Here is an 18,423-nt window from a genome sequence, read left to right as displayed (position 1 = left end):
AAGCCAAAATGCAAAGGGAAAAACGTAAAAAAAGGCGAAAAACAATAAAATGTGCTTAAAATCGCCATTAAAAGCCTTATTTTGACAATTGACGGCGCTTTCGGGTCAGCAGAGCCTTTCCGTGAGCCTTGTAAACCGTCTGATGCTCCTGTTGTTGCGGACGGCGGTCGAGAATGCCCCGGGGGCAGAAAGCACCCACACGTGCCCCTTCGCTCGGGTGATTGCCGTGTATATCAGGTTCCGCTGGAGCATCATGTAGTGGCTCGAATCGAGAATCACGATGACCGCCGGGTACTCGCTTCCCTGGCTCTTGTGGATGGTGCAGGCGTAGGCGAGCGCGAGCTGTTCCAGTTCGTCGCCCTCGTACTCGACGGTCTTGTCGTCGTAGAACACCGTCACCTTGTCGTCGCTCTTGTGTACCTTGAAGATTACGCCCACGTCGCCGTTGAATACGTTCTTGTCGTAATTGTTCTTTATCTGCATCACCTTGTCGCCGTCGCTCCAGGGGACTCCCATAATCCTGTGGCGTGCGACTCCGGGGTTCTGCAGTTCTTGCAGGAAGGCGTTCAGCTCGAAGATGCCGAGCGGGCCCTTGCGCATGGGGGTAAGGATTTGCAGGTCGGCCTTCTGGTCGATGTCGATTTTGCTCCGCACGCCCGTAGCGAGAAGGTCCGCGATAATCCGCTTGGCCTGCTCGGGCTCCTCGAACGGGATAAAATGGAAGTTCGGTCCGTCGATAGGCGAGGGGACAATGCCCTGGTTTATCTTCGCTGCCTTGTCGGCGATGTCGTTCCCGCCCGCCTGCCGGAATATGTGCTGCAGGCGCGTCGTCGGGATTTTCGGGCAGCGGATGAGGTCGTTCAGCACGTTGCCCGGGCCCACGCTCGGGAGCTGGTCCGCGTCGCCCACGAGAACGATGCGGGTCTTCGCGTGAATCGCCTCGAACAGCGCCGCCGCAAGCCAGGTATCGACCATGCTGAACTCGTCGATGATGAGCAAATCGCAGGGCAGCTTGTTTTCGGCGTTGCGGTTGAATTTCTTTGTGGCGGGGTCCATCTCGAGCATGCGGTGGATGGTGCGGGCCTTTAATCCGCAGAGGTCGCCCATGCGCTTGGCGGCGCGGCCCGTGGGGGCGGCGAGGAACGCACTCTCGTCCATCTTCTGCGCGAGGTGGAGGATCCCCTTCAGGATAGTCGTCTTGCCGGTGCCGGGCCCGCCGGTGATAATCGATATGCGGTAGGCGAGCGCCATCTGGATAGCTTGCCGCTGGATGGGGTCGAATGCGAACTTGTGCTGGTGTTCCCAGTCCATGAGCGCCCGCTCGAAGCCCGCGGTGGGGAGCGCGTTTCCCGCAAGGCGGTACAGGATGTTGTCTGCAATACTCTGTTCGGCGCGGAATATCGGCGGGTAGAAGCAGTCGTCGTCGACGCGCTTGATGCGTTCGCGTTCGCACAGGTAATCGAACTGCTGTATGAGCCCGTAGACGGCATCGTCGTCTTCCATCGGAATGCGCAGAATCCGGAAGGTCTTTTCGAGCAGGATGTCCTTGGGAAGGTACACGTGGCCTTCGCTGAAACTCGATTCCTGCAGTACGTACATGAGGGCGGACTGCAGACGCTTGGGACTCTCCTTCGGGATGCCGACCTTCATCGCGATTTCGTCGGCCTTCAGGAATCCGATGCCCCAGATTTCTTCACAGAGCAGGTACGGATTCTCGGTAATGCGGGAAATCGTTTCGGCGCCAAACTGGTTCCACAGGCGTTTCGCGACACTGCCCGCGATGCCGTGCCCGTACAGGAACAGCATCGTTTCCCTGCTGTGGCGGTTCAGTTGCCATGCGGCGAGGAAGGCTTCGACCTTCTTTGCCGGGAACCCCTTGATTTTTGCCTTGCGGAATATTTCGGGATGGTTGTCGAGAATGTCCGCGGTGTCGTCGCCGAACACCTTCACGATTGCTTCTGCCGTCTTGGGGCCGATGCCGCGGAATATACCCGAGGCGAGGTATGCGCCGATATCACTTTCCTGCGGGGCCGCGACCTTGTACGAGGTGCACTTGAACTGTCTGCCGTACTTGGGGTGGCGCCCCCATTCCCCTTCCATCAGGAGTCTTTCTCCGCTCCCCAAATCGGGAAAAGTCCCCGTCACCACGACGGGGGCTTTTTCGCCTTCCACGGTCACGCGGAAAACGGAAAACCCGCTATCGGCGCTGTGGAACGTGACGCTCTTGATGGTTCCTTCGAGCTGCATCCGCTAGGCTAGAACTCCTTATTCCGGCTCGTAGTCGTTCTTCTTGTCGATTTCGCTATCCCACTTGTCGGGGTCGAACTGCTTGTTGGAGGCGAGTTTCTTGCCGCGCAGGCACAGGAGTGCACCGAGCACGGCCGCATTTTCGATGGCGAGCACGAGGGCCGTCTTGTAGTCAAGCCCGAATCCGAGCGGGGCGCCCTTCAGGTTTTCGGGGCTCACCCACAGGATGTAATCGAAGCAGATGAACGCCATGAACATGCACGGGATAAGCGCAATCACGTAGTTTTTCTTTTTGCTGCGGAGGTAAACTGTTGCTACGCACAGGCTGCACACGGCCATGAGCTGGTTGCTCCAGCTGAAGTAGTTCCACAGGATGTTGAAGCCCTGCGGGTTCAGGTTGCTCCAGAAGATAATCACGAGGCAGATGGCGAACATCGGCACGGTGAGGAGCAGGCGCTTCTTCGGGTCGGTCTGGTCGATGCCGAAGAGTTCCGAAATCGTGAGGCGCAGGCTACGCAGGCTCGTGTCGCCGCTCGTAATCGCAAGGATGATGACACCCACCACCACGAGGATGGAAATCGGGGCGAACGGGATGACGGTGGAGACGAGAACGCTCAGTACCTTCACGCCGCCGGCCGCCATGAGTTCAGGTTGCATGTGGTAGATGAACATGCCGCCCGCGGCCCAGATCATGCCGATGAGGCCTTCGATAATCATCATGCCGTAGAATGTCTGGCGGCCAGTCTTTTCGGTCACTTCGGTGCGGGCCACGAGCGGGCTCTGCGTGCTATGGAAACCGCTGATGATGCCGCAGGCAATCGTCACGAAGAGCATCGGGATAATGGGCTGGTGTGCCGGATGCTGTGTGAAGTTCGAGGCGATGTCAGAGAGGTTGAATTCGCTAAGCACATTGAGGTGCGGCGCGATGCCGATCATGATTCCGAGGGAAGCGAGAATGAGCATGCCGCCGAAAATTGGGTAGATGCGGCCGATAATCTTGTCGATGGGGAAGAATGTGCTTGCGAAGTAGTAGGCGAAAATCACGCCGACCGCTACCCAGAAGAGCGTGGGGGAGACTGCGGAACCCGCGATGATGGGCGTGTTGATGAGCTGCGCCGGCGTGTTAGTGAACACAGCACCCACGAGGATGAGCGCGATGGAAATGAGCGCCATCACCACCTTCGAGGGGCCCTTGCCCAAGAACTTGCGCGAAAGTGCCGGCACGTTGTAGCCGTTGTTGCGCATGCTTATCATGCCGCTGAAGTAGTCGTGCACCGCACCGCCCAATACGTTACCCAGCGGGAGGATGATGAACACGATGGCTCCGAACTTGATGCCGAGAATCACGCCGATGACAGGCCCGATACCCGCGATGTTCAGAAGCTGGATGAGCATGTTCTTCCAGTGCTTCATCGGGACGCGGTCAACGCCGTCGGGGTTAGCGAGTGCCGGAGTCTTGCGGTCGTCAGGGCCGAAGACATGTTCGACAAACTTTCCGTAGGTAAAGTATCCGCCAATCAGTATGGCGACACCGATAAGGAATGTAATCATGTTATGCCTTCTTGTTTGTTAAAAATCTATTCTTCGGACTGCTCGGCTTCCTGGCTGAGTTCCTGTTGGGCGTCATCGCTTGCTTCTTTTGTGGCTGCGTCCTTTTCTGCAGTCTCGTTTGCCTTCTCTTCGTTCTTTGCTCTGCGCACGTAGCCCTTGTCCTTCGCAATCTCATCCGGTGTCTTGTCTTCGCCGAATTGCTGGCGCAGGTAGAGGATATTCGTCGTAAAGCTCGACTTGCCCGCATAATCGAATCCTGCGACCGGATGGAAACTCTTGCCGAGCTGGAGCGCAATCGCGATGCCGAACTTGAATCCGTTATTGCCTTCGACAGAAATGTTCGGGTTGAGGGTCTGGCCGTAGTATGCGGAAGGATTACCGAAAGCGTCCTTCGCCTGGCAGGTCAGCTTGCCGGAAGATTCCATGGTCGCGGACTGGTAGCCGAGCGTCATCATGACTTCGAAGAAATTGAAGGGCTTGTATCCGATGACTACATCGAATGTTGTCGCCGAAATGTCAAGATCGAGCTGCCCGGTATAATCCTTGGGCTTGTAGCTGATGCTGCTGGAGTTGTATCCGAAGACGAGGCTCACGTCGAGGCCCTGGGCCGCCTTCGGGAGCATGTACTGGAACCACCTGCCAAAGCTGTATTGCAGGCCGAAACCGAGCAGGCTGAACCCGCGCAATTCGCTGATGGCGGGGAGCCACATCCCGCGAACGACGGCACGGGCATGGAACATGCTGACTCCGAGTTGCAGGTAAGGGTAGGTGAAGACTCCGAGACCGTTCAGGGTCTCGTTACCGTAAACGAAATTGTTCGTATTTAGCGGGTCTGCGGTCTTGTCCCAGTTGCTTCCGAAAATCGTGGGCACATCGCGCGTCTGGCCGAGAGCGTCCTTCTCCTTGAAAGTGCGGTCTTCGTCGTTGATGGGGATGAGGGCAATCGGCAATCCGAATTCGAAGGCGAGGCTCTGCGGCACATTCGCGCTTACATACCAGTTGCTGTTGAGCACGTTGCCCAGATTCTCGATGATGGGCTTTACGTAACCGGGACGGTTGAATATGCGGGAATCTCCACCGGGGCGGTTTTCGAACGCGGCGATTGATTCGTAGATAGTTGCCCAGCCTTCGCCGTCTGCAGCAGATGCGATGGATGCAGCCCCTAGGAGAATTGCGATTGTGTACTTGGCAAACGTTTTCATACGCCGCCAAATCTAGCTAAAAGCGAGATGTCGGGCAACGGTGAATCCGGATTGGAGACTTAAAACTGATATTGGACGTTCATTCCGACAAAAACGAATGTTTGCCACATGTAGGAATCGAGATCGCAAAGTTCGCTTTCCTTGGTGTAGACATTCTTGAACCAGTTTTCGTAGATTTTGATGAACGGAACCATTGCAATGTTATCTGAAATAAAATACTTGATATTTGCGATAAGCCCAATACCGGATCCCATGAATTCGGCATCGTAAGCGTCTTCGCCTATGAAAGCCGAATTTTCGGTGGTTACTGCGGTGTAGGAATACGAAGCCCCGACTCCCACTTGGAAAAACTCCGGCCAGAAGAAGTTGTAGATGAACTCCATGCTGATTCGCCAGAGGAGGCTGCTTTCCTTGTGGGTTTCATCGGGGAATCCGTTGAGCGTCTGTTCGGATTCCCAGATTTGAAAGTTGAACGTGAGCGTGAATTCGCGGATGTTCGCGCCGATGGTGAAGTCGGGGTTCGCGAGAAACTCGAGTGCCGGAGCGTGGACAATTTCCTTTTGCCCCAATGTGTCCTTCATCGAAATAACGCGGTTGTTGAAGTCGCCTTTGGATGCGACTGCTCCAATGCCCGCGCTTACAAAATATGAACGCGGCCAGTCTCCATCCGCGAAGGCGGAGACGCCGACGAGCAGAATCAAAATGGCAACGAGTTTCTTCATGATTATTTTGCGTAGTAGAACATGGCGTCGATGCACTTCTTGGCGGCAACGCGAACCGATTCGTCAAGCTCGACATGCTCGGCCTTTTCGGGATGGCGGAGCGTCTCAAGGATGTTTTCGAGCGAGTTGCTCTTCATGTACTTGCACATGCTGCAGCTGCCGATAAAGCGCTTTTTCGGATGCTCGTATTGCATGCGGGCATTGAGGCCGCATTCGGTGAGCAATAGGAACGGAGTCTCGTCGGGCTGTTCCTTGATGTAGTTCACCATCTGTCCCGTGCTTCCGACGTAGTCGCTCAGGAGGGCGACACCCGGGTGGCATTCGGGATGGCTTACCACCTTGAGCCCAGGATTCTGGCTGCGGAAAAAGTCGATAAGTTCGGAATCGTAGGTCTCGTGCACGTAGCAGCAGCCGTTGTGCAAAACGATTTCTTTCTTGATGCCGCGCTTGTCGAGGTCGGCCTGGATGTTCTGGCCCATGAGCCTGTCGGGGACGAAAACGATCTTGTCCGTCGGGAGCCTCTCGATAATCTTCATCACGTTTCCGCTCGTGACGCACACGTCGCAGGCGGCCTTCACGTCGGCGGTCGTGTTGATGTAGCAGACGAACGTGTGTTCCGGATATTTTTTGCGGAGTTCCCTGACTTCTTCTCCGGTGATGGAGTCGGCGAGGCTGCATCCGGTGAGCGGACCCGGGATGAGCACGTCCTTTTCGGGGTTGAGAATCTTGGCTGTTTCGCCCATGAAGCGCACGGCAGAAAACAGGATGGTCTTCTGCGTCACCTTGGTCGCATCCTCGCTCAGCTTAAAGCTGTCGCCATTGTAGTCGGCGACGCCGAGGATGATTTCGGGGGCCACGTAGCTGTGCGCGAGGATGACCGTATCCTGGTCTTTTTTGCGCTCGTTGATTTCGTTGATCAGCGGGAGCATCTGCTCGCATTTTTCCTTGGTGTAGGTGCAGAGCACGGCTCCGGGCTGGATGGACTTGAGTCGGTTGTAGAGTTCGTCTGTCGTCATGGGAAATCTCCGCGCCAAAAATAAAAAAATAGGGAGGCCTCTTGCGGCCATGGGTCAGTATCCGGCCCATTCCGCGCTGATGGAGGGGCTCGCCTTGCGGATTTTTTCGTCCTCGGGCGAATCCTTGCCGGGGGCGATGTCTCCGTTTTCGATTTTCGACTTGATTTCGTCGAAGGTCCGCGGCGGGACCGATTCGGGGGAACTGTCTCCCAGCACCTTGCACGGTGCGTTTTCGGATTCCTTCGCCTTGTCCTTTACCGGCGTGTATTCGCGCGCGGCGGGGACGGTGTAGAACTTGTCCTCTTCGGGGCACCAGGCGGTAAGGCACTTGCCGTAGCAACAGCCGGAATCGAGGCCGATGAATCCGGGACGGTTTACGAATCCCATCTTCGCCCAGTGTCCGAACACGACTGTCTTATCCCATTTCACCTGCTCGAACCATGGCTTGTCATTCCAGTTGCGGATGGAGAGCAGCACTTCGGGACTCATGTCCTCGAGTCGCGCCTTTCCCGGTTCGAGTCCTGCATGCACAAGGAGCGCGTGCGGCGTGTCGCGCCACAGGGGCCAGTTTTTCACGGTGTCGCGGATGAACTCCCACTGTTCGAGCGGGAGAGCCCTGAAACGTTTTTTTTGTTTCTCGGTCCAGGTTTCTTCGGGAGAATCCATCATGCGGATGAGGTGCTCCTCGTGGTTGCCTCGCACTGTCAATATGCCGAGCTTGAGGACCATCTGCATGGCACGCCACATGTCGGGGCCCTTGTTGATGATGTCGCCCGTTTGGTACAAAGTATCATTTTCGCGGACGAATCCGAATGCGTCGATGATGCGCTCGAGCTCGTCGGCACAGCCGTGCACGTCGCCGATGTAGAGGGTCCGCTTCATGCTACAGGTGAACCGCCTGCTTGAGCTTGTTCATCTCGTCGGCGGTCAGCTCACGGAATTCGCCTGCGGGCAGGTCGCCTAGCTGGATGTGGCTATAGCTTACGCGCTTGAGGTCGCGGATTTCGTAGCCGACGGCTCGCATCATGCGGCGGATTTCGCGGTTCTTGCCCTCGATGAGCACGAGCTCCGCAAATCCGTTTTCGAGATACACGTCGGTCGCAAAAGCGATTTCCTCGGTCGCTTCGGGATCGTCGGGATCGCGGATGTCGACTCCGTCGACGAGTTTCTGCGCGGCAGATTCGGAAAGCGGACGGGTCGTCCACACATAGTAGCTGCGCGGAATTTCGTAGCTCGGGTGCGTGAGCCTGTGCAGGAGTTCTCCATCGTCGGTAAACAGCAGCAGGCCGCGGCTCTGCAGGTCGAGTCGCCCCACGTACTTGAATCCCTGGTAGCCGGGAGGCAGGTAGTCATAGACGGTGCGGCGGCCCTGCGGGTCATCCTTGGTGCAGACGCATCCGGCAGGCTTGTGGAAGGCGATGACCTTTGTCTTTTTTGGGAGTGCCGCCTTTCTGCCGTCGACGGTCACGGTGTCAGAAATCTCATCTACCTGGTGTCCGAGGTCGGTAATCGTTTCTCCGTTCACTTGCACGCGCCTTTCCTGCACTAACGTATCGGCTGCGCGGCGGCTTGCGATTCCGCACAGGGAAATAAACTTGTTGATTCGCATCTAGGCTTCCTCGCCGTCCATCTGGATCTTGAGTTCTTTCAGTTTGCGCCAAAGGGTCGCGCGGCTGATTCCGAGGCGCTTGCAGACTTCCGTGCGGTTGCCGTTGCAGACGCTCAGCGCACGCAAGATGTGCCTGCGTTCCATTTCTTCGAGCGAGAGTATTTCGTCGGGGCTGTCGGAAGAGTCCGCTGTACTTTGGAGCGGTTGTCTGGAGGTGGAATCCGCATACGAAATGGCGAGACCCGTATTGGACGGGTTTGGCGAGTCCTCCGTAGCTTCGTTGCCTATGCCATCTTTCATGTGCGGAATGGCGACTGTTTTTTCGCGGGCTTCTTCCTGCACGTTTTCGGGCAAGTCCTCCAGGCGGATGACTCCGTTCTCGGAAAGGACTATCGCATGCTCCACGATGTTTTCGAGTTCACGGATGTTGCCGGGGTAAGGGTATTTCGCGAGCGCGTATTGTGCGGCGGGCTCCACGTCGTGGATGTCCTTGCCGTGGGTTTCCTTGTACTTCAGGATGAAGTATTTTACGAGCGTGGGGATAAGCGGACGGCGTTCCCTTAGGGGCGGAAGCGAGAGGTGGAACGTGTTGAGCCTGTAGTAGAGGTCTTCGCGGAAGATGCCTTCTTCCATGGCGGCCTGCAAATCGCGGTTGGTGGCGGCGATGATGCGTACGTCTAGGTAGCGCGCTTCGGTTTCGCCTACGCGGCGGATTTCGTGATTCTGCAAGAAGCGCAAAAGCTTCACCTGGGTCGCGGCGGAAAGTTCGCCCACTTCGTCAAGGAACAGCGTGCCGCCGTTCGCGGATTCGAACAAACCTTTCTTGTCTACGGTGGAACCCGTATAGGAGCCTTTCTTGGCGCCGAACAGCTCGCTTTCCACCAGGTTCTCGGGTATCGCCCCGCAGTTGACTGCCACGAACGGATCGCTTGCCCGCTTGCTGTAGCGGTGGATGACGTTTGCGAGGAACTCCTTGCCCGAACCGGATTCGCCCGTGATGAGGACCGTGCTCGTAGTGGGCGCAATCTTGTATGCCGTCTTGAGGATTTTCCTCATTTCGGGGGTGTCGCCCAGGAGGCTGTCCAGCACCTGCGACTCCATCAGCTGGTTGGTCGTCTTGTTCTGGCGGAGAGTCTGGATTTTCTTGGTGGTGTCTTCAAGCTGCTCCACGGTTGCGGGTTTCATGATGAAACTGTTCGCACCGCGGTTGATAGCGCTTGTGGCCCCGGGCCAGTTCTTGTTGTCGCAGAGGACAAAAATCTCGATACCGGGCTTGCGTTCCTTGAGATAGCTCACCATGTCCATGTTGTCGAGCGTAAGGAACGGGACCTCGATGAAGGCGAGGTCTATGGGCGCGGCCTTGACCAGCGGCATCAAATTGTTCTTGTCGTCACAGAAGGCTAGCTCTGTGTCGGGCAAAGTCCACGAACGTCGAATGTCGCTGATAAACTCCTTGTCGGAGTCGGCAATCAGGATATTCATCGGCATCGGTTACTGATGGCTCTTTATGATTTCTTCAATCTTTTCGCGGAAGGGCTGCAGTTCGAAGGGCTTGTTGAATGTGGCCGCGACATCGAAATGCTTGGCGGTAATCAGGTAGTCGTCCGCAGCGGTACGTCCGCCTGCGCTGACTGCGATTGTCCTGTCTCCCATGCCCATACGGCGGAGGTCCAGGATGACTTCGTAGCCATCGACGTCCGGCATGATGATGTCGGTAACGATGACATCGTATTTCTTGTTCTGGTAGAGCACCTTGGCGTCCCTGCCGTTGCTCGCAGTTTCCACTTCGTAGCCCTTGGCTTCGAGGGCTGTCTTCATCATCAGGTTGAACTGCTCGTCGTCGTCAATGATCAGGATGGTGGACATGATGCATTCTCCGGTTGATCGTTTGCTATATCCCAATATAGATTAAATTTCGTGCCTTCGCCTAATGTTGTTTGCACTGTGAAATGCGCTTTGCCCTCTTTTAGGAGCCTGAGAGCCGAAGAAAGGCCGAGTCCGAGCCCTTCTCCCGGTGCCTTGGTGGTGAAAAACGGCGAAAAGATGCGCTCGAGCGTCCCGGAATCCATTCCCGTCCCCGTGTCGGCGATGGTGAATTTCGCATAAGTTCCCTTTTCGATGGCGTCCGAGAAGGGGAGAACAAGCGTGTTTTTCAGCGTTTCGCGTTCGAGTCTGAACGTGAGCGTCCCGCCGGTAGACTTCATCGCGAAGATGGCGTTGTTCGCGAGGTTTGTCAGGATTCGGTCGAGGGCGGCGGGCAATCCGCTTATCTTGAGGTCGGGATCTACGATTTCGGTGGAAATGTGGATGTTCGAGGGGAGCGTCAGCTGGAGCTTCTTTACGACATCCTCGATGATGAGGAAGGGCGAGAACACCATGGCTTCGGGTGCGGTTGTCGTCTTTTCGCGCAGGGCGTTCAGCATTTCGTTCAGGGAGTCCTTGGCGCGGTTCGCCGCCTTTGTCGCTTCGGCGATGAAGCTGTTTACCTTGCCGAGTTTCTCGTATTCCTTCTTGGGCACGGCGTCTTCGGGGATGCTCACGAGGATTTCCTGCGCGAGTTCGCTGAAGCCGATTTGCGAACCGAGGATGTTCTTGTAGTCGTGGGCGAAGGCGCCGCACATGGTTCCGAGTTCTTCGAGTCTCGAGTGGATGTTCTTCTGTTCTCGCAGCAGGTCCCTTTCGCGTTCGAGCCTGCGCTGCTCGGTCAGATCTTGCTTGAGCCCGATAATCTTGTAGGGCTTCTGGTTCGCGATGATGGGGATGAACTGGTTCCTGTAAATGAAAATGGTCTTGTGGTTGTGGATCCGGTTGTTGGCCTCTTCTTCGCTAATCTCGTTGTGGTCCTCGTCCTCGTAGCTTGTGTAGATGCTGGGAATCCCGAGTTCGCGGGCCTGTTTCTCGTAGCTTGAAATCTTGTCGGAATTATCCGTCGTCTGGATCTGGTTGCCGCGGTGCTTGATGTCCGTGATGTTCTGGGTCATGTAGACGCCCTGCTCGTTTTTGGACCAGAACTGGAAGGGAAGTGCGTTGATGAGGGCAAGACTCAGGTTGTTCTGCTCCTTGAATTTTTTCTCGGAACTGTCGAGGCGGTCCTGGTAGCGGATGAGATCCTGCTTGTAGTCGGCGAACTGCTTGTTGTATGATTCGATTCGCTGCCTGTAGATGAGCGAGTTGGATTGGTCGCTGAGCAGTATCATCCACATGTAGGTGGTGAGGGTCACCCGAACTTTGAAAAGCGAAATGAAGAACGTGTGGCGCTCGTCGTTGATGACGACGTCCTTGGTTTCTTCACGGATTTCGATGTCGTATTTGATGTCCGGGATGAGGTCCTGGATACGGCAGAGGTTCATTTCGGATTCGGATTTCTTAAAAAGAAGCTGTGCGGCCGGGTTGCTGTCGACGATTTTTCCGTCGGGAAGAAAATGGATGGTGGAATCGCTCAGCTGCGCTTCAAGGTTCTTGAGAAGCCAATGTGAACTCTTGTTCTTGAAAGAGATGGATGTGAAGTACTGGCAGCAGAGGATCGTGAGTATGACTGTCGAATACTGGTGCCATTGCAGGAACACGGGGAAGTGCCCGTCTACGTTGAACGAGAACGAGATGGGAATGAGAAAATCCATGAAGAACGAGATGACGACGAAGAAGATGAAACTTGCCACCATGTAGAACCGGATTTGCGCGGCGTCCTTGTCGCTGGTCTGCATGCTGCTGCGGAGCATCTTGTATAGCGAAAGCATCGTTTCCGGGAACACGAAAAGGAAGAACAGGATGGAATAGGAAATAAAGAAGGGATACTTGTGGAACGGCCTCATGCCAAAGACGGAAAAATCCGTGATAATGGAAGGCTTGATGCAGAAGATAACCGTGACGGCGATAGCGCTTGCACCGCCGATGGCGTTGAGGAGCCTCCAGAAGTTTGAACGCTTGATGGTGAGGTTCTGTTCGCAAATGTGGTAGACGGCGTTTCCGAGCTGGACCCAGGCGATTGCCTGAAGGCCGAACGTGATCTTTGCGCCGATTCCGATATTTGGACCGCTGAAGAACATGTTCCCGATAAGGCTGCCGGTATTCCAGTGGACGCAGATGAGCAGCAGCTGGTAGATGGGCTTCGGGAACTGCTTGATGCGCACCTTCTGTCCCAGCATGTAGGGAATCAGGAAGGTGAGCAGAAGGGCGATAGCCGACAGGATGGTGCTGATGGGGGAACTTGAATAGAGAATTTCCGGCATGTCTGTCAACCTGTCGCTACGTTTTTACTTTGTCCGCTTGATTCCGAAGGTCTCCGTCTTGTCGTAAGAATTCGACGTGTCGAAGCGTTCCTTCGTTTTCATGTCCAGATCCGGGTTGGGAAGGAACTTGCATTCCAGTTCGGCCTTGTAAATATAGGCTCCCGTTCCGACGGCCCGGCCCTGCTGTGACTTTACGCCTCCGGCAGGCGAGTTGACCCATTCTACAAAGAACGTCACCTTGTTGTTCGTGGAGAAGTATTCGTCGGAATTGACGGTGTAGGTGCCGGAAGCGCGGTTCACGTAGCTTCCGAGATTCGTGTAGATGGGAATGTTGTATTTGACCTTGAGGCTTCTCCAGTAGGCCGGCTCGTTCAGCGCTCCGCCACGCGGGACGGTCAGGTCCATGGTCCAGACGACGCCGGTGAGCGGTGTGACTGTTGTGTCTATTCCGGTTTCTACGACAACTCCGTTTTCGATGCGGTCAAGTTTGTGGTTGCTCGGATTGACAATGTAGAGGTTCAACGTCTTTGTAGAATTGATGAGCGAAGCGGCCTGCGAGCTGATGTCGGCAACCTGCTTTTCGAGGTGGATGTCGAACTTGATCTTCGGCTTGCCTTCGCCGCCGACGGTCACCTTTGGATTGCGTTCGGCGGGGCGGTTGCCGTTCTTGTCCGCGAATGCGCTTGCCGTATTGGGCGCAAAATTGATACGGTCGCCTTCCATGACCGCGGCCACGGCGTCGGCGGTGTAGAGCGCGTTCAGCATGGTCTTGCCCGAGGGGAGCCCGAATCCGGCAATGTCTATTTTCGCGATGTTCATGTTGCCGCGTTCGCGCACGTAGAGGATCGCTGCGGAATCGACGATGACGAGCGGCTCGCTTATGTATACGTTTAGCACTTCGTAGGTATTGGAAGAAGAGAGCGAAGCCGATACGAACACAGGGCCCGCCAGGTCTTCGGCAAGCACGGATTCCGTCTCGTAGGCGGCACCGTCACCCAGGTGTTCGATAATCATGCCCGCGCCTTCGACTTCGCGGCCGTTCAGAAGCCCTTCGAAGTTTCCGTTGGTGTTGCCGAGCGCAAAAGGAATCACGAGGTCGAACGAACTTGACATCTGGTCCGTGTTCAGCTGGAATTGCGTCTTGCGGACGACGAGCGTCTCGGGGGCGGCGCTGCCGAAGATGATGGAGATGGAATCCGGGAAGTGCTTCGAATCGACCGTCTGCGAGAACCTGATGTCGACGTGTTCGGCAAGCCCGTCCTGGTTCAAGTCGGAGATGCTTGCATAAGTCATGGGAATCGGACGGATCTTCAGGAGAACGTCGACAACCTTCGGGGTGCAGGGGCCGATTCCGTTACCGGCGATGTCGCGGATGGTGGCTGTCGGCGACAGCTCCGCCTTCATGCCTTCCTTAACGAGTGAACCGCCTCCGGCGTCGAAGTCAATTTCGAATTCCCAAATGTTCAAGTCCTTGTTGTAGGGCTTGACGCCTTTCACGTGGGCCGCAATATCGTTGTGATCTATCCGGAGAGGCCATTCGGGTGAAGGTTCCTTCACAGGTTCGCTGAACTGGATGTAGACGAAATCGCTTGTGGCTTCGGGCAGGCGTTCCAACACAGAAACCGATACCAGGTTGGGTGGAATGCCATCCCTGTAGAAGTCGACCGATTCCTTCTTGCCGTCCTTCGTGTTGCTCACAAGCGTGATGCTTCCTTCGGGGTTTGTGTTCACGGTGGCGCCCGTGAGGTTTGCGCCCACGACGATGTCCTTGCCGTTCTGCGAAATCAGGTTGGTGCTGGTGATGGTATCTCTGCCGTACACGAACTTGATGGAATTGAACGACTGGTTCTCGGCCGTGATGTATTCGTTCGAAAGCGTAATATTGAGCGCGTCGGGAATGTCGTCGCAGTCGGAGTCGACCATCTTCGCTTCTTCGATGATGGGCCATGGCGGCAGGTCTTCGATGATGAGCACTGCCTTTGCGGGAATATAGTTGAATTTGGAGGTGTTGTTCCCGATGGCCTTCAAGATAGTCGTTGTCGCCTTGTCAGAAGAAAGGTAGAATTCGGCTTCGCCCTTGATGATGTCGATTTTTTCGACGGGAATCGTTGAATTGAGGGACGTGTAGAATTTTGCGAATCCCGTTTCCGAAGAAAGGAGAACGCTTATGGGGTCTACGTTGAGTAGCGCCATGTTGCTGTCCAGAAGCTGCAACTTGACCTTGACCATTTTCCCGGTATAGGCGTGCACCGTGTCGACGGTAAATTTCAGGTGGCGGATTTCAGGAGGAACCATGATGGAGTCTATTTCCACGTTGCTGCGGACGACGGCGCAGGCGCAATCGTAGCTGCCGTTCTGGTTCGCTGCGCGGTTGTGCCAGCTGACCCATTCCATGTAGTTGTTGCCGTAGACAAGTGTCGTGTCGATTTTGAACTGGAAGGCGTCTTTGCGGTTTGCCGGATCGTATGCCGTGTGGTTGAAATAGGAACTGCCGTTCATCTCGAATTCATCGAGCATGCCGGTCGGGGTCACCTTGCTCATTCCGCTGTAGGTGGCGCCGTAGTCTTCCTGTTCCACGGAGTAGTGCGGAGATACGAACGGGCTGTCGAAATTGAGCGTTATGGTACGGTTGAGCTGCGGCCCTGTTTCGGGCGAGTAGTCCGGGGCGTAACCGTAGATGTACTTGCCGTGATAGTAGGCCGTGACGTAAGGCGTCTTTCGGAAGGCCTTTTCCTTTACACCATTTATGGTTTCGATGTACATGGTGGAATTGGATTCTTCCTTGTACAACGGTCCACGGGTCAGGTCTATGCCTTCGAACATTTCTGGATCGTCGGAGCCCGTATGTGGCCTGAAGGACCAACTGTTTTCCAGGCTTCCGTAGGAGGGCTGAACCTTGAATTCAAAGAAGTAGCTGCCGGAAACGGCGAGATTGCCTTCAATATGGACTTGCGTGTAATATCCGCTTTCGGTCGTTCCGCTCGGTGTCGTTGCCGTATAGGCTACGGGGGCTTCGAAATTCATCGTGGGCCATCCGACCGATTGTCCCGTTCCGTCCCAAATGGACCTGTTGTCGCTGCCACCGGTGACGGCGACGGGGAAATAGAATCTCAGGTCGAGATCCTGGTACGGCATCGTATCCCTGTTTGTGACGATAACCAGGAAGGTGTTGCATTGCTTCCAGTCGGAGCTGTTGGAACAACCATTCTTGTTGAGAGGCTTCACGTAGATGTCCATCTCGACTGTCGTGGCGTATTCTTCGGTCGTGAAAGAGAATTCGCTTGACGTCGTGGCTCCCGAAGATACGGAGAAATAGTACTTGGTGCCGGCCTGAAGGTTGGTGAGCGTCGCTTCGTGGAAGAGGACTGCGCCGCCTTCTGCCGCTTTGGACTGGGTGTAGGCTCCCGGAGCCGTTCCGAAATTCACGACGCCATTCATGCGGTCGCTAGACCACCAGTAAATCTTTGCGCTCCGGTTGTCGACTTGGCAGATGGTGACCCCGCTGATGGATGTCGTGGCAGGGGTCATGGTGAACTTGTACCACTGGCCGTGATTGTTGTCGGTCGTGAGATTCCTTCTCGTGTCCATGCCTTCGAGGAAGAAGTAGTAGGTCTTCCCCGGGGTGAGCCCGGTGAGTGTGACAGCCCCGCCCTTTGTGGCCGTGTTCTGTTGAACGGACTTGACGGTTGTCTCGTCGGGAACTTCGCTGTAGAATACGGTTACGAGTGCGACTTCGTTGGCGTCCCAGCTCACGATGGCTTCGGTGTCCGAAATCGGTGTGCCGGCGATGTTGCTGAACAGCGGACCATCCATGTCGGGCGGGAGAGTCTGGGCAAGGCTCTGGGCCGGGAACAGGAACTGCGCCGTGAAGTCGATGCAGGTTTCGGTCGAGGTGTATTTGCTCCAGTCTTCGATCAGTGTCTTGTTCGGGTCGCGGGCTCCCATCAGGGCGCCTACGGGGCATTTATAGTCGTACGGCATGCCGCCTGCATTGTAGCCGTCGGGGTTCGAGGCGCGGTTGTGGGGGTGTTGCGGGTTCTTGTCCCCGGTTCCCATCAGGAATGAAATATCCCACGGGTTTGCGCCCAGAATGAAGTACATGTTGTCGAGTGCCACTTTCAGATAGCGCTCGTCGCCGGTGAGTTCGTACATCAGGAAAATGGAAACGGCGGTTCCCATGTTGTAGCGCATCACGCCCCAGTCAAAGCTGGTCCACACCAGGTTATACGGGGTGATTACGTGCAGGTTGCTTGGGCCTTCGTGCGGGTCGCCGCTGCCAATGCCAGGGTTGGTGAGCACCAGGGAGTCGCCCTCGTTGGTACTTACATCGATCAGTTTCCTGAACGTCGCCATGGTTCGCATCGAGAGGGTGTCGCGTTCCAGTTCGCTAAGGCCGTATTCCGCAGAAATCGTCGGGCTGTTCAAAATCAACCGCTGCATCGCAAAAAGCACATACGAATGGACGTTCTGGTAGTCTGTCGCCCAGCCGCCCGGCGTAAATCCGCTTGGATTCCCGAGGAATCCGCCCTTGAAGTAGTCGAGGTTGTACCTGTAGGAATTTGCGTTGTTGTATATGGCCGGGTTCTTGTAAAGGTCGTATTGGTAGGTCGTATCCTTGGTGGCATACCAGAGGGCGAATGCGGCTGCGGCGCCGTCGTCGTTCAGGGGGCCACCACCCGTATAGAACTGGTTGTAGTAATTGCCGCTCGTGATGCGCTTTTCTGCATAGGCAACCTTGAAAACGTTCTTGTAGATGTCTTCTGCCGCAGCGAGAAGGGAATCCGAATAGGCGGCATCGTAGACCTTGTATCCGACGGCCACGTTTGCAAGCGCAGCGGCGAAGATACCCGCGGTATTGGCACCGATTTTCTTGGTTACATCGCGGTCGGGGCCTCCCTTGGCCGGGGATTGTGCGTCCTGGCGTTCAGGCCTGTCCCAGTACGCATGGTCAGGATCGGCGACGCCCACGGAATGGTACATGTCGCCTTGGGCAATCACGCCGTCCGCCTTGGATGCGTTGTAAAGCTTGAGAATGTAGTCCGTTCCGATTTTTGCTTCGTAGAGGATGTCGGGAATGCCGTCGGTGAACACGGTATCCGCATAGGAATTGCCGTAGCGGTCTTCGGCCTTGTCCTGATAGGTGAGGTAGACCATCGAAAGCACATACGCCGCGTAGCCCAGGGTTTCCGAGACCTTGAAGTGGTCTCCGCAGTCGTGCCATCCGCCGGTGAGGTCGTGCCCGATTGCAGAACCGTCCTTCAGGTGGCATGCCCCGTGGAAATGCGACTTGGTGTCGCCGCACCGCTGGATGCCAAAGAACATCAGCGATTTTTCCAGAATGGCGTTGAATATCGATGGGTGGATAAGGAAGTGGGCCGAGGTGTCGTTCCCGACAACAAGGTAGTATTCTCCCATGGAGGTAAGCGTCGTGAAGTCCGCTCGGTACAGGTTTTCTCTGGCAGAACTTATGGAATCCAGAGACCCGAATTCGTACACGCTTGCGATGGAATTGAAGGCGCCATTGATCCAGATATTGGGCTTTACGGCGTTCTGCTTGATAAGAGAAAGGCTGCCGTTCGAAACTTCCGTATTGGTATTCGCGTCGATTACCTTGAAGGTCATGTTCGTCGGGTCGGCGACATAGGCGTACTTGTAATCCTGGGGCCTAAATCCGCTTTGGTTCAAACGGATAGGCCTACGGTTGTACACGTTCAGCGAGTCGAGGTATCGACGCTCGTGGACCTTGTCGGTACGGTCGATTACCGGGAGCTGATCCATGGCGTTCACGCACAGCGCATCTCCCAGTATAAACAAAACAGCCAACAGTCTTTTCAAATACGTCATGTC

At 55.7% G+C, this 18,423-nt stretch carries 11 protein-coding genes; all 11 read right to left on the bottom strand.

Annotated elements, in window-relative coordinates:
* Positions 1 to 105: 105 nt before the first annotated feature.
* The 11 genes from B4B27_RS09520 to B4B27_RS09470 are packed head-to-tail and all read right to left on the bottom strand — an operon-like array spanning position 106 to position 18,420.
* Positions 106 to 2,247, bottom strand: coding sequence for an ATP-dependent RecD-like DNA helicase (locus B4B27_RS09520; RefSeq protein WP_290726000.1), 2,142 nt, complete (start codon positions 2,245 to 2,247; stop codon positions 106 to 108).
* A gap of 18 nt (positions 2,248 to 2,265) precedes the next feature.
* On the bottom strand, positions 2,266 to 3,798 hold the full coding sequence (locus B4B27_RS09515) for a carbon starvation CstA family protein (protein ID WP_290725998.1): 1,533 nt from the start codon (positions 3,796 to 3,798) through the stop codon (positions 2,266 to 2,268).
* A gap of 26 nt (positions 3,799 to 3,824) precedes the next feature.
* Positions 3,825 to 5,000: a DUF6588 family protein gene (locus B4B27_RS09510; protein WP_290725995.1), complete on the bottom strand. Its 1,176-nt coding sequence runs from the start codon at positions 4,998 to 5,000 to the stop codon at positions 3,825 to 3,827.
* Between the two features lie 59 nt (positions 5,001 to 5,059).
* The gene (locus B4B27_RS09505; protein ID WP_173364969.1) at positions 5,060 to 5,722 is read right to left on the bottom strand and encodes a hypothetical protein; all 663 of its coding nucleotides are present in this window, start codon (positions 5,720 to 5,722) and stop codon (positions 5,060 to 5,062) included.
* Positions 5,723 to 5,724: 2 nt separating this feature from the next.
* Positions 5,725 to 6,738, bottom strand: a complete 1,014-nt coding sequence (gene nadA / locus B4B27_RS09500; RefSeq protein WP_173364968.1) for a quinolinate synthase NadA — start codon at positions 6,736 to 6,738, stop codon at positions 5,725 to 5,727.
* Positions 6,739 to 6,792: 54 nt separating this feature from the next.
* The gene (locus B4B27_RS09495) at positions 6,793 to 7,620 is read right to left on the bottom strand and encodes a metallophosphoesterase (RefSeq protein ID WP_290725992.1); all 828 of its coding nucleotides are present in this window, start codon (positions 7,618 to 7,620) and stop codon (positions 6,793 to 6,795) included.
* Between the two features lies 1 nt (position 7,621).
* Positions 7,622 to 8,347, bottom strand: coding sequence for a pseudouridine synthase (locus tag B4B27_RS09490; protein ID WP_290725990.1), 726 nt, complete (start codon positions 8,345 to 8,347; stop codon positions 7,622 to 7,624).
* Positions 8,348 to 9,835, bottom strand: coding sequence for a sigma-54 dependent transcriptional regulator (locus tag B4B27_RS09485; RefSeq protein WP_290725988.1), 1,488 nt, complete (start codon positions 9,833 to 9,835; stop codon positions 8,348 to 8,350). It lies immediately after the preceding gene.
* A gap of 3 nt (positions 9,836 to 9,838) precedes the next feature.
* The gene (locus B4B27_RS09480) at positions 9,839 to 10,213 is read right to left on the bottom strand and encodes a response regulator transcription factor (RefSeq protein ID WP_173364965.1); all 375 of its coding nucleotides are present in this window, start codon (positions 10,211 to 10,213) and stop codon (positions 9,839 to 9,841) included.
* Entirely contained in the window at positions 10,198 to 12,576 is a 2,379-nt protein-coding gene (locus B4B27_RS09475) for a PAS domain-containing sensor histidine kinase (RefSeq protein ID WP_173382122.1), read from the bottom strand. Before B4B27_RS09475 ends, B4B27_RS09480 begins: the two co-directional genes overlap by 16 nt.
* Positions 12,577 to 12,600: 24 nt before the next feature.
* Entirely contained in the window at positions 12,601 to 18,420 is a 5,820-nt protein-coding gene (locus tag B4B27_RS09470; RefSeq protein ID WP_290725984.1) for a glycoside hydrolase family 9 protein, read from the bottom strand.
* Positions 18,421 to 18,423: the final 3 nt, after the last annotated feature.

The sequence above is a fragment of the Fibrobacter sp. UBA2449 genome (genome assembly GCF_002342555.1).
In the GTDB taxonomy this organism is placed as follows: Bacteria; Fibrobacterota; Fibrobacteria; order Fibrobacterales; family Fibrobacteraceae; genus Fibrobacter.
The sequence above is the reverse complement of the archived record's forward strand: the minus strand, read 5'-3'. Positions and strand labels throughout refer to the sequence as shown.

Coding starts and splice junctions, on each gene's coding strand:
- B4B27_RS09520 (WP_290726000.1), bottom strand. CDS start 2,247: ATGCAGCTCGAAGGAACCATCAAGAGCGTCACGTTCCACAGCGCCGAT.
- B4B27_RS09495 (WP_290725992.1), bottom strand. CDS start 7,620: ATGAAGCGGACCCTCTACATCGGCGACGTGCACGGCTGTGCCGACGAG.
- B4B27_RS09475 (WP_173382122.1), bottom strand. CDS start 12,576: ATGCCGGAAATTCTCTATTCAAGTTCCCCCATCAGCACCATCCTGTCG.
- B4B27_RS09505 (WP_173364969.1), bottom strand. CDS start 5,722: ATGAAGAAACTCGTTGCCATTTTGATTCTGCTCGTCGGCGTCTCCGCC.
- B4B27_RS09515 (WP_290725998.1), bottom strand. CDS start 3,798: ATGATTACATTCCTTATCGGTGTCGCCATACTGATTGGCGGATACTTT.
- B4B27_RS09480 (WP_173364965.1), bottom strand. CDS start 10,213: ATGTCCACCATCCTGATCATTGACGACGACGAGCAGTTCAACCTGATG.
- B4B27_RS09490 (WP_290725990.1), bottom strand. CDS start 8,347: ATGCGAATCAACAAGTTTATTTCCCTGTGCGGAATCGCAAGCCGCCGC.
- B4B27_RS09485 (WP_290725988.1), bottom strand. CDS start 9,835: ATGCCGATGAATATCCTGATTGCCGACTCCGACAAGGAGTTTATCAGC.
- nadA (WP_173364968.1), bottom strand. CDS start 6,738: ATGACGACAGACGAACTCTACAACCGACTCAAGTCCATCCAGCCCGGA.
- B4B27_RS09470 (WP_290725984.1), bottom strand. CDS start 18,420: ATGACGTATTTGAAAAGACTGTTGGCTGTTTTGTTTATACTGGGAGAT.
- B4B27_RS09510 (WP_290725995.1), bottom strand. CDS start 5,000: ATGAAAACGTTTGCCAAGTACACAATCGCAATTCTCCTAGGGGCTGCA.